Genomic DNA, 13,318 nt, shown 5'->3' on the forward strand with positions numbered 1-13,318 from the left:
TTCCAAATCTTTTATTTGAAAGGAAGTATGTTTAATGAAGATCGATGGTGTTTTTGAAGGAGGCGGTGTACGCGGTATTGCACATGTTGGAGCGATTTGCGCATTAGCCGAAAAAGGTTATGAATGGGAACGTGTAGCTGGAACATCAGCTGGTGCAATTATCGCGGCACTTTTAGCTGCAGGATATTCTTGTTCAGAGCTAAAAACCATTATAACTGATATCGATTATAACAAATTTACGAAGAAAACCTTTATTGACAAAATCCCCTTTATCGGAAAAGGACTAAGTGCATGGACTACTCTAGGTATATACTCTAATGTATTTATAGAAGAATGGATTGAAGAATTACTTCGAAAAAAAGGTGTTCATTTATTTACTGATTTACCGGATCTAAACAAACTCAAAATCATCGCTTCTGATATTAGTAATGGTAAAATGGTTGTCTTTCCTGACGACTTACCAAACTACGGATTTTTAAATTATCGCTTCTCTATCGCTAAAGCGGTAAGAATGAGTAGTACAATCCCCTTCTTCTTTGAACCCGTAAAATGGAGAACTCCAAAATGGAAGCAGCCTTGTTATATGGTTGATGGAGGAATTCTAAGTAATTATCCAATTTGGATCTTCGATTCACCTACCACTCCTCGCTGGCCGACTTTCGGATTTCATTTTGTAAAAGATGAGATTCAAGCTGACCCTGCTCACTATAACGAGCCTATTTCTATGTTCAAAGGACTATTTAAAACAATGATGCAAGCTCATGATTTACGTCATTTAGATAAGGAATCAAAAGCAAGAACGATTACAATTCCAACAGGAACGATTACAAGTACTAATTTTGAACTGACGAAGGAAGAAAAAGAATGGCTTTACAATTCTGGTTATAACTCTGCTAATAAATTTTTACAAGCTTGGAACTTTAGGCAATATATTGATGAATATAGAAAAGGAAATCAAGACCGAAAGACAAATCGATTTTTTCGTCAACTTGACTCATAATATTATTACTTTGCATATAAATACGAGAACGTTTAACAACTTAATAATAAATAAGCCTAGTAATTTCTTATATTACTAGGCTTATTTATTATTATATAATCTCGTACATTGTTTAAGGATACGTTAACCCTTCGGCTTCCTCTGCAGTAATAACTATGTAACGATTTCCCGTTCTTAATCCTAACAGTTCTGCTTTTTCAATCGCTTCTTGCTTCGTCTCCGCATAAGCAGCTAAATATTTTTCTCCATTGATCATTTGGCAAATTACATATTGTTTCATTACTTTCTCCTCTTACTTTTTCATTAGTTGTGCAAGTTTTTTTATACCTATTTCAATTTCTTCTAACGTTGCGTATGAATACGATAGGCGCAAAAATTGATTTGCACTTCTATCATATAAAGTACCTGGGTTTAATAAAACCTTTTCTTGCAGAGCTTTATCAAATAAACTGCGATATGAAATGGGTACTTTTATATGTACCCATATATAAAATCCCCCTGTTGGTTCATGCCAAGTTGCTATTTCACGAAGATATTTATCTAACATTAGTAACATAAAATCTCTTCGTTTTTTCAATTCACTTCTTACAAAGCGCAAATGCTCATCATATAGACCATTTGTAAACCACTCCGCTGCAATTTGCTGGGATATAGTGCTTGAACCATAATCTGTTTGCATTTTTATGTCTGACAATCTTTGAATTACTGGCTCAGGTCCAACAATCCATCCAATTCTTAACCCTGGACTAATTACTTTGGACATGCTTCCAATATGTAGTACAATTCCATTTTTATCATAGGCTTTTAAAGGTTTCGAACAAGGTGCATCAACCCATAAGTCTTGATACACTGCGTCCTCTATAATAGGTAATCCAATTTCATTACATATTTCCATCACTTCTATTCGTTTCTTCGCATTCATACTAAAGTTCGTTGGATTATGAAAAGACGGGATTGTATATAAAATAGATGCATTAAATTGCTTCTTATATTTTGTAATATATGATGTATTTAAACCGTTCTCATCCATTGGTATTCCAATGAAACGCATTCCTGCGGATTGAAAAACATTAAGCGAATATAAATAGGATGGTTTTTCTAATAAGATGGATGCCCCTTTTGGAAGCAGCCCCATAGAGATAAGTTGCAGCGCTTGAATTGCTCCTGAAACAATTAATATAGAGTCAGGAGATACATATACACCATGCCCCTTTAAGTATTCGGAAATCTTTTCCCTTAAATAAAAATTTCCTTTCGGCTCTTCATACCCAAGCGTCACATTTGACTTTAAAAGCTTATTCATAATTTCTTTCATCTTTTTCTCAGGTAAGAGACTCGGCGCGAGCTCACCTGTTCCTAATCGAATTACATGTGGATAAAATTCAGCTTGATTAATCTCCTGAATAGCTGGGAGATTCGGATAATGAAGTCCTGTTTCTACATAAGACTGCCAATTAGGCGGGGGTGCGTAAGTTGAAGCATTCTCATTATTATTTACAACAATTGTTCCTTTCCTGCCATTCCCTTCAATGTATCCCTTCGCAACTAGTTCATCGAAAGCCATTACAATTGTGCTTCGATTCACACCAAATGTATGTGCCAAATCTCTTTGTGAAGGTAATTTCGTTCCAACGGTCCATTCTCCATTAACGATCCTTTCTTTTATATACGTTTCTATTTGTTTATACAGAGGAGTCGCTAGAGACATATTCGGTTTCCAAACGAATCTTTCCATTATATCACCTTATATTCTTTTTGGTTGGTAACCTCCCCAACCATATGGATGGATACAAATTTTCATTTCTTCTATACAATATACACTATCATAATGAATTAAAATAGGAGGTAATATGATGAGTGAAGCAATTATTCATGGTATCATTCTTGCATTTGGACTTATCATTCCATTAGGTGTACAAAATGTTTTTGTCTTTAACCAAGGTGCGAGCCAACCAAACATTTGGAGGGTAGCCCCCGTAATATTAACTGCCTCTATATGTGATACGTTACTCATATTGATTGCAGTGCAAGGTGTCTCCCTTGTACTCCTTACTTTTTCTTGGCTAACTAACTCGTTATATATAATTGGATTTTTCTTTCTTCTATACATGGGCTTTGTTATTTGGAGAAGTAACCCTTCCAACGATGTAAAACAAGAAAAAAGTATGCCCTTAAAAAAGCAAATCCTTTTCGCAGCATCCGTTTCGTTATTAAATCCACATGCTATTTTAGACACAATCGGTGTAATTGGAACAAATTCTATTCAATACATAGGAAGTGAAAAATGGGCTTTCACACTTGCAACTATTATCGTTTCTTGGATTTGGTTTATAAGCTTAGCGTTAGCGGGGAAATTTCTAAAAAGACTAGACTCAACCGGAAAGACAATTTTATTATTAAATAAATTTTCTGGTCTCATCATATGGGGTGTCGCGCTTTATATGCTAAAACAAGTTATTTATTCTTAATGAACGAAAGAGAATTGCATGTTACTCAAAACATCATGCAATTCTCTTACAAATTATGAAGTAGGTTCCGGTTTCTGTTTTACCGTCTTTGCATCCTTTGCTGGTTTAATCCAAATGATTGCTATGACAGCACCAATGGCAGCGAAAATACTAGTCAAATAAAACACTTCATGGTCCGCCCCTTTCATGAAAAAAGAATATAAAGGTGGTCCAGCTGCTACACCGATAAATCGCATTGAACTATAAAAGGACGTAACCGTTCCCCTCTGCTCCTTTTCAATTCCTTGTGTAATGAGGGCATCTAAACATGGGAGAGCCATACCAATCCCTATCCCCATAATAACGAGACAAAGAAGTAGTAAATAAATCCCTTTTATAAATAAAGGAATGATGACTGATGCAGCTGCCATTAAAAAACCAATATAAATACACTTCTTCATAACATTTTGATTATCTCCAATTTTTTTACCGGCCATATATGAACTAATTGACAGTACAAGTAACGGGATAGCAAGCACACACCCTTTCCATATACCATGAATGTCATACTTTGATTCCAGTATAGTCGACAAATAAAAGAGAATTCCGAATAAAATAAGCATAATAATTGCACCTAATGCAAAAATGGCAATTAACCATCTTCCTTTTTCTCGAAACGTAGAAAGAATAGATTTTATAAACTCTTTAAGTGGTGGTACTTCTCCTTCTTGTTTCTTTGCCTTTACTAGAACAAGTAATAAAACAATTGATACTACGCATAAAACTGGAATCGCCCAAAACGGTAAGAACCATACAACAGCAGCAAGAGCAGACCCTAAAATAGGGCTCAGCACTTTCCCAAATGTATTGGATGTTTCTATGATTCCTAAACCTGTACTAACTTGTTTTTCGTCTTTGTATAAATCACCAACACACGGTATAACAACTGGCATTGCACCAGCAGCACCAATACCTTGAATCGCTCTACCAATCAATATCCAATTGTAGGGATTATCAACTTTCCAAGATACCCAACCAGTTATCGCTCCTCCTATAGCTGCAATCAGCAAACTCGGAACCATTACCATCTTTCGTCCCCATCTATCTGATAAATAACCAGCAATCGGTATAAGTAGAATGGCTACGATAGAGTAAATTGTAATAATCATGGATACTTGAAACGATGAAATATGTAATTTCTTTTCAATAGTCGGCAGAATTGGGATGAGCATTGAATTCCCTAATGTCATAACAAGTGGAACTGATGCAAGCGCAATTAAACAACAGTTTTCTTTTTTTAACATGTTGGCTTCGAAACCTTTCATCATATATTTCTTACCATATAATAGCCCCGCTGGAACGTAACTTTTCATTCCACCAGGGCTATTACATCTTTACTACTTCCCATTCACAACAAAAGAAATTGGGGAAATTATAGTATTATTCCTATTCTTTGAATCCAGTTCACAATATATCCATACCAATTAATTGAAAAAAAAAGAAAGGAAGAATCCTTCCTTTCTCCTATAACCTTCTACAATTAGCGAGTATATCCGCCACCAAGTTGTTGTTCTGCCATCGCTACAAGGCGTTTTGTAATTTCACCGCCTACAGAACCGTTTGCACGTGAAGAAGTATCAGCGCCAAGTTGTACACCAAACTCTTGTGCAATTTCATATTTCATTTGATCTAAAGCTGCTTGTGCTCCATGTGATGCTAATTGATTAGAATTACGATTTCTAGCCATTACCAATCACCTCCTTATTTATATATAAATTGTGTTAAATTCAAATTAAAATACATGGAAATTTTTGGTTATTTTTTACCATAAAAAAAGAGCCTCTAAAACGAGACTCTCACATCATTTCACATTACGAAGTTACTACTTCTAATTTTCTATTTATTAATACTTTCATTTCTTCTTTTAATATCTCTTTTGCATTATGTCCAAACCATTCTAAGGAAGCAAAAAGATCCGTACCTCTCACTTCCTGAATAATCTCATCATAATTTACAATACCTTCAAATAACGGAACCATACCAATACGACTTCCTGCTGCAGCATATACATTATTAGGTTCAAACACATGCAAATAATCCGCTGAAGATATATTCTTAAAATGGTAATGTAGTGTCCACAGCTTTAATCGATGGAAACTGTCTATTGGATCTGCGCCAGACTCCCATATATGAAGAAAATCAAGATTTATTTTTAAATTCGGATGATTTACTTCTTCTAATAGTTCTATAGTAGAAGGCAATGTGTCTGTTAGTGTATTGGGATGTGTTTCTAACAGCACATACATATTGTGCTGAGCAAACACATCACAAATCTTACGTATTCGCTTTACATACTCTTTTCTCTCTTGTTCCGAGAAGTCCTTGCTCCCTTTTTGCCCAGCAAACGTGCGAATTTTATTCGTATTAAACCAATTAGCTAGTACTACAAGTTGTTCACTTTTCTCTATCGTTTTTTCAAAATCTGCTGATAATGATATATCTAAGTAATCACTTATCATCGTAATTTCTAAGTTTTTATCCTTTAGAAAAGTCAATTCTCGTTCTGTCGTTTCGCGTTCTTGTATATACAAATTTTGTGCATGAGTCCCCCACAATTCAATTCCTTCAAAACCGTTTTCATATGCAAATTGAACAATATCAGTAAATGAAATTAATTGATGACGAAATGAAATGGTACATAGCGAATATTTCATAGCATTAAACTCCCCTATCTTAAATTCAGTTAGCTTATTAAAAAGTTGCGACAGACTGATTTGTTTTCATACCTTTCCATGATAGAAACTGTCTCTCTAATTCCTTCTTAATTTGCAGTTCAATTGCATTCATTTCATCCAGTTTTTCAATAATCGATACTAGCATACCTTTATTATTCGTCATTGCCATTTTAATTGCACGATACTGTACATTTGTAAATCCTTGTACAATATCCTCTACCCGATCACACCAATAATCAAATTCTTGCTCCGAATATTGCAACGTTTCACGGAAGTATGCAAAGGCATGCTCATAACTATATTTACGAATTGCAAGTACTGGTATTTGTTTTACTGCTGCTACAAGTCCAGAAAGCGCATATCCTTCTTCCTCATTTGCCATTTTTACAATTAAATTTTTCAGTTCCATAGTCAGTTCATTGTCGTTCTTTTTGAATGTTTCTGTGAAATAACTAGCTACTGTTTCTTGCGTTGGCTCCCCAATTCCTTCTATATCAATGAAATACCCTCCACCAAATGGGTTATCTTGAATAGAGTGAAGTACTTTTTCTCTTTCCATATTTCCTTCCCAACGAAAATCAGGATCTAGCATGAACCACTCTTCTTCTTTCTCTGTTTTTGATATCATTAAATAATGTGGAAACGGTTTTTGATGAAATTTATTTTCCCTCTCTGGTAATAGAGACATATCAACCATTACAATGACATAACGATTTTCCGGCTTGTTTTCTACTAATTCTAAAAACGTTTCTACATTGCTATCTTTATCTTTTGCATGATCATACCATTCGTTTACTTTAATACCGTACAATTTTTCAAACCAAAGTAAATAATGATCATGGTTAATGTTTTCAGAGTGATATGAAATAATTCCGCCTTCTGTTATATCAAAATCTCCATCCCATAGTCCAAAATAAAATGGACGAAAATCAATGTCGCTACGCCTTTTTATAATTTCACAAAAACAACTCACTAAACAGTGCACTTTAATTGAAGTCATACTCTCATCCACTTTCCTAAAGGTTAGTTATTCACATTTACTTCCTGTAACGGCTGTAACTCCTCCATAAAATCAAGCAAAGATCCTACAGTAAGAAATGCCTTTGGATCTACCTCATCCTCTGGAACGCATAGCTTTACATCCATTTCTATGTATACAATAAGCTGTAACATCATTACCGAATCTATATATAAATCTTGATTTAAGCGCATCGTTTCTTCTAAATGCGTTACATTTTTCAGTTCCATTTTTTCTATCATAATTTTTAACACGGCATTCTTTAACGCTTCCCGTCTCATGTTGTAACCTCTCCCATCTCTAGTAACTTTCTACTTACTTTTCCAGTTTTATTTTTAGGAATTTCATTTACACTTTCAATTTCATGCGGAACTTTATAAGAAGGTAAGTGCTGAATACACCATTCTCTTATTTGTACTGGATCAACATGAGATATCACTTTCGCTTTAACTATTTCGCCCATGACAGGATGTTTCCCTCGATATACAATTGCCTCTTGCACACCTTCCAATCGAAGCATCGTTTCTTCTACCTCTATAGGAAAGACTTTTAATCCTGAAACATTAATTACATCGTCCATACGCCCCATAAAATGAATGCCACGCTCAGATTTATACCCTAAATCTTTCGTGAAAATTTCCTTATCATTCATTTTCACGACGATTTCTTCCGGTGCATTTTCATCTGAACCTATGCTTATACTCGCATGAGGTAGAGGGTTTCCTAAATCTAAATGGCTCTTCATATCATGACATATACTAATACAACCTGCTTCAGAACAACCGTATTGCTGCATCATATATGTTGTCATTTCTTTTAGTTTATAAAATAGTGCTTCTGGCAAAGGCGATCCTGATGTCATAATTTTATGAAACTGAAACGTTCCTAATGGAAAACTCCCCATAATGTGTAACATAAGTGGTACTGCATATATAATATGTTTTTCTGTATTGCGAACTACATTTAATGCGAATTTAGGATTTTTGTTCGTAATGATTACAGGCTTGCTCCCCCTCGTAATTGCTGATAACGTACCACATATTAGTCCGTATGAATGTGAAACAGGAGCCATAACGATTGGCACTTCATCTACTTCACAGTTTAAAGCTTCATTATAGGCAGTAATTTCTGTATCAACTTCCATCCATGCTCTACGAATCAGTTTCGGTTCTCCCGTAGTTCCCGAACTATATTGCAATAAAGAAGGCTCTTCTAGTAAAAAGTTCCCTACTTCTAATTTTGTAAAATCGCCATATTCTCCATATAAAACTCCTACACAATTTGCACGCTTTGCCATTTCAATAGCCGTTTCTTTTGGCGTATCTTCATGTATAAGTAATACTGATGATTTCTTTTCTTTTAAGAAAAACACAAGCGTAATAATATCGAATGGATCTTTCAGACAAAGTGCAAATCTATTTCCTTCTGCTTCTTGAAATTGTTCCATTTCCTCATAAACTTGTAATCTCAAATTAAAATCACTTTTGCTATACTCTTGTTTATTAACGATTAGCATAATTTCCCCCTGTAACAACTGATTTTTGTTTCATAAGTTGTCTTACTCTATACAATGGATTTGGAACTTCATGAACAAGCGATTCCACATCCATATATAATCGACGTTTCGTTAATTGTTCAGCATAGAATGTAGGTGCATATAATTGAATATTTTCAAATCTACCTTTCAAATGTGGATATATTCTTAAATGATCTTCAATTTCTTCAACAACCATCATCCAAAAATGTTCTTCTTTCAATCCATATTCATCCGCAAGTACGAATGCTAATTCTCCTAAATTAAACAGGAAAAGTGCATCTAACACCATCTCTTGCAAACATTCGATGCGATCCATTTCAAAGAAATCATTCATTTTTCCATTCGCATATGTTTTATGCATTTTAGTAAAGTCGGGACATTTGTCAACTTCTTTCAAATATGGACGATAAAACTCAAGCCCTTCATGAAAATCCTTTAACGCAATACGAACAGGCACCCCTTCTTTATGGACTAGAATCATATTTTGTCCATGTGATTCCAGTGCGATCCCATGCTCTACAACAAGATGTATAACTGGTATTATCGCTTTTTGAATAAGTAATTGTAGCCAATCCTTCATTCCATATTTGTTCAACCACGCATCAATAATTGGTGTACCATCTTTCTCTTTAGCGTATAAACCATTAACAGGAATTGCATCCTCTTGTGCATCTAAATACTTATGAATGCTTTCGCGCCAAATACATCCTAATGAACCATATATAGCTTTCTTATTCGTGTCATAAGTTACACTTGAAAACTCGCTTAACAAGATTAAACGTGCTTCATCCATTAAATAGGCGTCATTACTTACAACATCATTTAACCAATTTGATATTGCTGGTGCACTCACAACAGAGTATGGTTTCAGTGTACGGAGTGTTGAAGTGTTGAGTAAATTCATCGATAATTTAACGTACGGTTTCTTTGGACTCGTAATATTTCTTAACGTTCTCATTGACTGTTGCGCGCAATAATCGTCCTCTGATGTTCCTAAATAAATAATAAAATTACCCTGTATATGATCCCCATAATTTGAAATGATGAAATTCTCCCACTGCCATGGGTGAACAGGTATAAACACGTACTGTTTTGGATAACATCCCCTATTACGAATTCGTTCCATAAACTCTTCTAATTTACGATCGTCAATCTCCTCTTTTAAAAGGTCGTTATACATCACTTCATTCTCATAACCTACAGTCGCATAATTCTTATGCGCTGCAATCCAAATGAGTTTTATTGGCTGCATAAATTCATATCCATATTGAAAATTGTCACGATATTGAAATCCAACACGTGCTTTATAACTAGGGTGATATGGATGGCCGTCTATTAAATGGCTTTCAAACTCATCGTAAGATTTTTGAGTATATTCTTTCTTATTATTTCTTTCATATTGTGCAATCGTGTCTTTAAATATTGTTTGTTCTAATTCGTGCATAAAAGAATCTAATTTAGCTTGTTCTACACTAGCAACCCGAAAAACTTCTTCTAGAAATTGCGAGACAGATTGTATTTCTTGCTGTTCATCTTGGACTCTTACTATTAATGAGTCTAAAGAAATACGTCCAAATGTCATCCGTTCCCTGCCATAGCATTTGTACGTGACACTTTTTTCTTCTTCATCAAGTCCTTGTATTATAAAAAGAATTTGTTCTTCTTTTTCTATGCGAACCGGTGTAATAATCCCCTCATAAATTAACGATTCTACTAATTGACGTAGCACTCTTCTTCGTACTGAAATGTAATCTTCTGATTCGAGCGCCTTCAATACTTTCGTATGATACATGTCCACTCTCATAAAACCCTCCACCTTATGACAAAATACCATTATTTGTATTACGTGAAATTTTAACGCTATTTATGAACGAACAGCCACTTCTCTAACGAGCGGATTATGTACTTGCACATAAATTGCTTGCTCTAATGGATTACTTAACTCATCGACATCGAAAAATCTCGTTAGTAAATTTGCTTTACACGCTAACTTATCTTCGTCCAATAATTCTCTTAAAAATGTTGAAGGTTCCCGGTTATACGGAAGGAATGATTCAAGTACAGACCTTAATTCCGAGAGAAGAATTTCCTCCTTAATTAATCCTGCTGTGCCAAAACCATTAATGAGGCCAAACATATGATTGAAAATTAAGTAGTAACGAAATCTCTCATCCACAATATAGTCGTCATATAAATTTCCAGTACGTTCTCCAATACCAACTAATTCATTATTAAGCATCTCTTTCATTGAATTACAGAAATAAAATCCTTGATTATCACGGAAATAATATTTGACCGGATAACCATCTTTTAGCTGAACAACGCTATTTTGCTGATGAGCTTCTAATGCAACACCATACTGTAAATACATCCATACCATTGGCTTTAAAGAAATATTCATATATCGTCTAAACCACTCTAAGCTTACTTCTTCACAGCTTTTACTTTCTAAATCTGCTAGGCGATGAATAATATTCGATAACCGCGTACGCTCCCCAGGTATAGCGTCTTGAACTAGCCCAGCAATTAATGTTGCGTCGTTTGCATGTTCACTATAAAAAGGGTTCTCGCGAATAATCACTTCAAATCCAGATTCTTGTGTTCCATAATTTAATGTAATATAGGCTGGATCACAAATAAAATCAAAGCCTGGAAATCTTTCTCGTACTTCACCAATAGCCGTATTTAACATTTCCTTCCCTTCAAGACCACTCTCAAGTTCTTTCAGTTTATTAATACGCATTGAATTTGTTACTTTCACCGGAAATGAAAACTTAAGCATATACTTCGAATCGGGATGATACAGTGTCCTTAGTGATGATGTTGCCATATAATACTTACCTACAGGTCCAATATACTCAAGCAATTCTTGAACTATCCAATCTTGTACGTAAGCTTGATGCAAGAGCCATTCTGCCTGAAGCGGATGAATTGGAATTAATGCATATTGATCTTCCTTACAGTACTTCGCTATAAATTCCTTACTAACCATCTCATCATTACTTAATTCTTCTTTTATAATCGTTGTTGTAGAATCTGATAATAATGATTTTTCATTTACTATACTTTTATGGGCCCGAAAATAATGAAGCTGACATTCTCCTTTTAATTCTGGAGAATACATTTCACTTTTCCAATCTAATATCCCCTGTCTACTCTTTGGTGTAGGATGAGTTAAATGCCCAAATAATAAAGACTGCTCCGCTTCTATAAAAGTTGTATGGAAACCGTATAATGCGGATGTATCTTCTATTCTCTCTTTTGTAAATTCCTCAATATTTTGACAACTACAGATAACTCGAAGCATAAGTTCCGCAGGATTCGTTCCTTCTCCGTAGTTGATAGACATCTCTTTTATTAAAAATGTAATAACTGTAACGTAATCTGCTTTAATAACAGAATTACTATCTCCAATTTGATAATACAATTGTTCTCCAAACAAATGACGATCTGTTGATGATTTATATATAACTTCTCCATACAAAGTAACGTTCTGTGCCGATAGCCGACAACATAAATATGTGGGGACTGTATCTCTATTCAACGTATTACTGAAGATACTCTTCATTCTTTCATCCTCTGTAATCCATTCTCCACTCCCCGTTTCTCTTAAATAACAGTTTAAAAAGCTTTGTAATGTTGCATGTTCTGCGATTTGTTTCGCATGCTGCATACTGGTCCTCCTCTTTATATTAAAGCTATCGAAATTTCATATAATAAACGATAATTGAATGTCGTTATCAATTATGATTCTAATTGATAATGATATTCAATTCAAGAGTATATTTCAGAATTTTTTTATCTGATTTAATTTTTCTTGTTTTCTCTCTTTTCTTTAATCTAGTTAAAAATACACGAAAAAAATACTCAGTTTCAAACTACATACTTACTATTTTTCATTAGTAATCTATCCAAAATGGTTAAACAAAAGAGGTATACCTTAATTGGTATACCTCTTTCAAATATAAAGTTTACATAATAATATTATTTAAGCAAATCTATATAACTTTTTGTATAACAAATTCAAATCTCTCCAACAATACGCTGTTTCTTCTACCCTTACTCTCTCTAAAAATTTCGTATCAATTTTTTCAGGGTTAAATTTTTCATAAAACTTTTTAGAAGGATTATTCGTAACAACCCAAACTAAAAGTGATTGCATATCATTGTTTATACAATCCGATAATAAAGCTTGAAATAACTTTTGTCCTATTTTCATTCCTTGATACTCTTGTAAAAGGTAGATTGCATATAATTCTCCATCACAATTATATGTACCAGTTCTTTCTACTCCCCCATCGATGAATCCAACTATATCTCCATTTAAATTCTCTGCTACAAATCTAAATTGATGATTACCCTCTTTTTGAAAAATATCTTCCCATTGTTTTTCTCGTTTCTCATATGCTACATTATCTAGAATTTCGTCAGCAAATATCCCTTTATACGTTGTTTTCCAACTATCAACATGCACCTTTGCTATACCTGGTATATCATCCTTTATTGCTCTTCTAATATGTATTCCCATCATTTCTCCCCCTTGTTACTCATCATTATATCAATTTCATTCCTTAAAAATCC

13 protein-coding genes are annotated in these 13,318 nt (G+C 34.3%); 2 read left to right on the forward strand and 11 right to left on the reverse strand.

From position 1 onward, the window contains the following. Positions 1–34 precede the first annotated feature (34 nt). Positions 35–1,000: a patatin-like phospholipase family protein gene (locus tag ACO6VI_RS23115; RefSeq protein ID WP_000686790.1), complete on the forward strand. Its 966-nt coding sequence runs from the start codon at positions 35–37 to the stop codon at positions 998–1,000. A 112-nt stretch (positions 1,001–1,112) separates the two neighbouring features. On the opposite strand, the gene ACO6VI_RS23120 is transcribed toward ACO6VI_RS23115, so the two are convergent. Together ACO6VI_RS23120 and ACO6VI_RS23125 are read right to left on the reverse strand one after the other, a co-directional pair. Beyond that, positions 1,113–1,280: a DUF3933 family protein gene (locus ACO6VI_RS23120; RefSeq protein ID WP_000816389.1), complete on the reverse strand. Its 168-nt coding sequence runs from the start codon at positions 1,278–1,280 to the stop codon at positions 1,113–1,115. Between the two features lie 12 nt (positions 1,281–1,292). Next, a complete protein-coding gene (locus ACO6VI_RS23125) occupies positions 1,293–2,735 on the reverse strand; it encodes a PLP-dependent aminotransferase family protein (RefSeq protein WP_063547093.1) in 1,443 nt (480 codons plus the stop codon). 118 nt (positions 2,736–2,853) lie between these two features. On the opposite strand from ACO6VI_RS23125, the gene ACO6VI_RS23130 reads away from it, so the two are divergent. Then, complete coding sequence (locus ACO6VI_RS23130) at positions 2,854–3,468, forward strand: LysE/ArgO family amino acid transporter (RefSeq protein WP_001287319.1); 615 nt, start codon at positions 2,854–2,856, stop codon at positions 3,466–3,468. A 53-nt stretch (positions 3,469–3,521) separates the two neighbouring features. Here the strand turns inward: ACO6VI_RS23130 and ACO6VI_RS23135 are convergent, their stop codons facing one another. From ACO6VI_RS23135 to ACO6VI_RS23175, 9 genes are all read right to left on the reverse strand, one after another. Beyond that, a complete protein-coding gene (locus tag ACO6VI_RS23135; RefSeq protein ID WP_140157254.1) occupies positions 3,522–4,751 on the reverse strand; it encodes an MFS transporter in 1,230 nt (409 codons plus the stop codon). Positions 4,752–4,987: 236 nt separating this feature from the next. After that, the gene (locus ACO6VI_RS23140; protein WP_000113545.1) at positions 4,988–5,194 is read right to left on the reverse strand and encodes an alpha/beta-type small acid-soluble spore protein; all 207 of its coding nucleotides are present in this window, start codon (positions 5,192–5,194) and stop codon (positions 4,988–4,990) included. A gap of 124 nt (positions 5,195–5,318) precedes the next feature. Further along, positions 5,319–6,161 (reverse strand): sugar phosphate isomerase/epimerase family protein, encoded by an 843-nt coding sequence (locus ACO6VI_RS23145; protein WP_088020868.1) that lies wholly within the window; start codon positions 6,159–6,161, stop codon positions 5,319–5,321. A 37-nt stretch (positions 6,162–6,198) separates the two neighbouring features. Next, positions 6,199–7,182, reverse strand: a complete 984-nt coding sequence (locus ACO6VI_RS23150; protein ID WP_000200704.1) for a DUF6005 family protein — start codon at positions 7,180–7,182, stop codon at positions 6,199–6,201. A 23-nt stretch (positions 7,183–7,205) separates the two neighbouring features. Further along, positions 7,206–7,481 carry a petrobactin biosynthesis protein AsbD gene (gene asbD, locus ACO6VI_RS23155; RefSeq protein WP_001250562.1) on the reverse strand — a complete coding sequence of 92 codons (276 nt, stop codon included), beginning with the start codon at positions 7,479–7,481 and terminating at the stop codon, positions 7,206–7,208. Next, positions 7,478–8,716 (reverse strand): AMP-binding protein, encoded by a 1,239-nt coding sequence (locus ACO6VI_RS23160; protein WP_023521730.1) that lies wholly within the window; start codon positions 8,714–8,716, stop codon positions 7,478–7,480. Before ACO6VI_RS23160 ends, asbD begins: the two co-directional genes overlap by 4 nt. Next, a complete protein-coding gene (locus ACO6VI_RS23165; RefSeq protein ID WP_140157247.1) occupies positions 8,703–10,541 on the reverse strand; it encodes an IucA/IucC family protein in 1,839 nt (612 codons plus the stop codon). Before ACO6VI_RS23165 ends, ACO6VI_RS23160 begins: the two co-directional genes overlap by 14 nt. A 60-nt stretch (positions 10,542–10,601) precedes the next feature. Beyond that, on the reverse strand, positions 10,602–12,410 hold the full coding sequence (locus ACO6VI_RS23170; RefSeq protein WP_001163357.1) for an IucA/IucC family protein: 1,809 nt from the start codon (positions 12,408–12,410) through the stop codon (positions 10,602–10,604). Between the two features lie 315 nt (positions 12,411–12,725). Further along, complete coding sequence (locus tag ACO6VI_RS23175; RefSeq protein WP_088020867.1) at positions 12,726–13,268, reverse strand: GNAT family N-acetyltransferase; 543 nt, start codon at positions 13,266–13,268, stop codon at positions 12,726–12,728. Positions 13,269–13,318 lie beyond the last annotated feature (50 nt).

It is taken from the genome of Bacillus sp. PSXD-155, assembly GCF_049310765.1.
Lineage (GTDB): Bacteria > Bacillota > Bacilli > Bacillales > Bacillaceae_G > Bacillus_A > Bacillus_A cereus.

Excerpts from the sequence above, each read along its gene's own strand:
- ACO6VI_RS23115 (WP_000686790.1), top strand. The coding sequence starts at position 35 with ATGAAGATCGATGGTGTTTTTGAAGGAGGCGGTGTACGCGGTATTGCA.
- ACO6VI_RS23120 (WP_000816389.1), bottom strand. The coding sequence starts at position 1,280 with ATGAAACAATATGTAATTTGCCAAATGATCAATGGAGAAAAATATTTA.
- ACO6VI_RS23125 (WP_063547093.1), bottom strand. The coding sequence starts at position 2,735 with ATGGAAAGATTCGTTTGGAAACCGAATATGTCTCTAGCGACTCCTCTG.
- ACO6VI_RS23130 (WP_001287319.1), top strand. The coding sequence starts at position 2,854 with ATGAGTGAAGCAATTATTCATGGTATCATTCTTGCATTTGGACTTATC.
- ACO6VI_RS23135 (WP_140157254.1), bottom strand. The coding sequence starts at position 4,751 with ATGTTAAAAAAAGAAAACTGTTGTTTAATTGCGCTTGCATCAGTTCCA.
- ACO6VI_RS23140 (WP_000113545.1), bottom strand. The coding sequence starts at position 5,194 with ATGGCTAGAAATCGTAATTCTAATCAATTAGCATCACATGGAGCACAA.
- ACO6VI_RS23145 (WP_088020868.1), bottom strand. The coding sequence starts at position 6,161 with ATGAAATATTCGCTATGTACCATTTCATTTCGTCATCAATTAATTTCA.
- ACO6VI_RS23150 (WP_000200704.1), bottom strand. The coding sequence starts at position 7,182 with ATGACTTCAATTAAAGTGCACTGTTTAGTGAGTTGTTTTTGTGAAATT.
- asbD (WP_001250562.1), bottom strand. The coding sequence starts at position 7,481 with ATGAGACGGGAAGCGTTAAAGAATGCCGTGTTAAAAATTATGATAGAA.
- ACO6VI_RS23160 (WP_023521730.1), bottom strand. The coding sequence starts at position 8,716 with ATGCTAATCGTTAATAAACAAGAGTATAGCAAAAGTGATTTTAATTTG.
- ACO6VI_RS23165 (WP_140157247.1), bottom strand. The coding sequence starts at position 10,541 with ATGAGAGTGGACATGTATCATACGAAAGTATTGAAGGCGCTCGAATCA.
- ACO6VI_RS23170 (WP_001163357.1), bottom strand. The coding sequence starts at position 12,410 with ATGCAGCATGCGAAACAAATCGCAGAACATGCAACATTACAAAGCTTT.
- ACO6VI_RS23175 (WP_088020867.1), bottom strand. The coding sequence starts at position 13,268 with ATGATGGGAATACATATTAGAAGAGCAATAAAGGATGATATACCAGGT.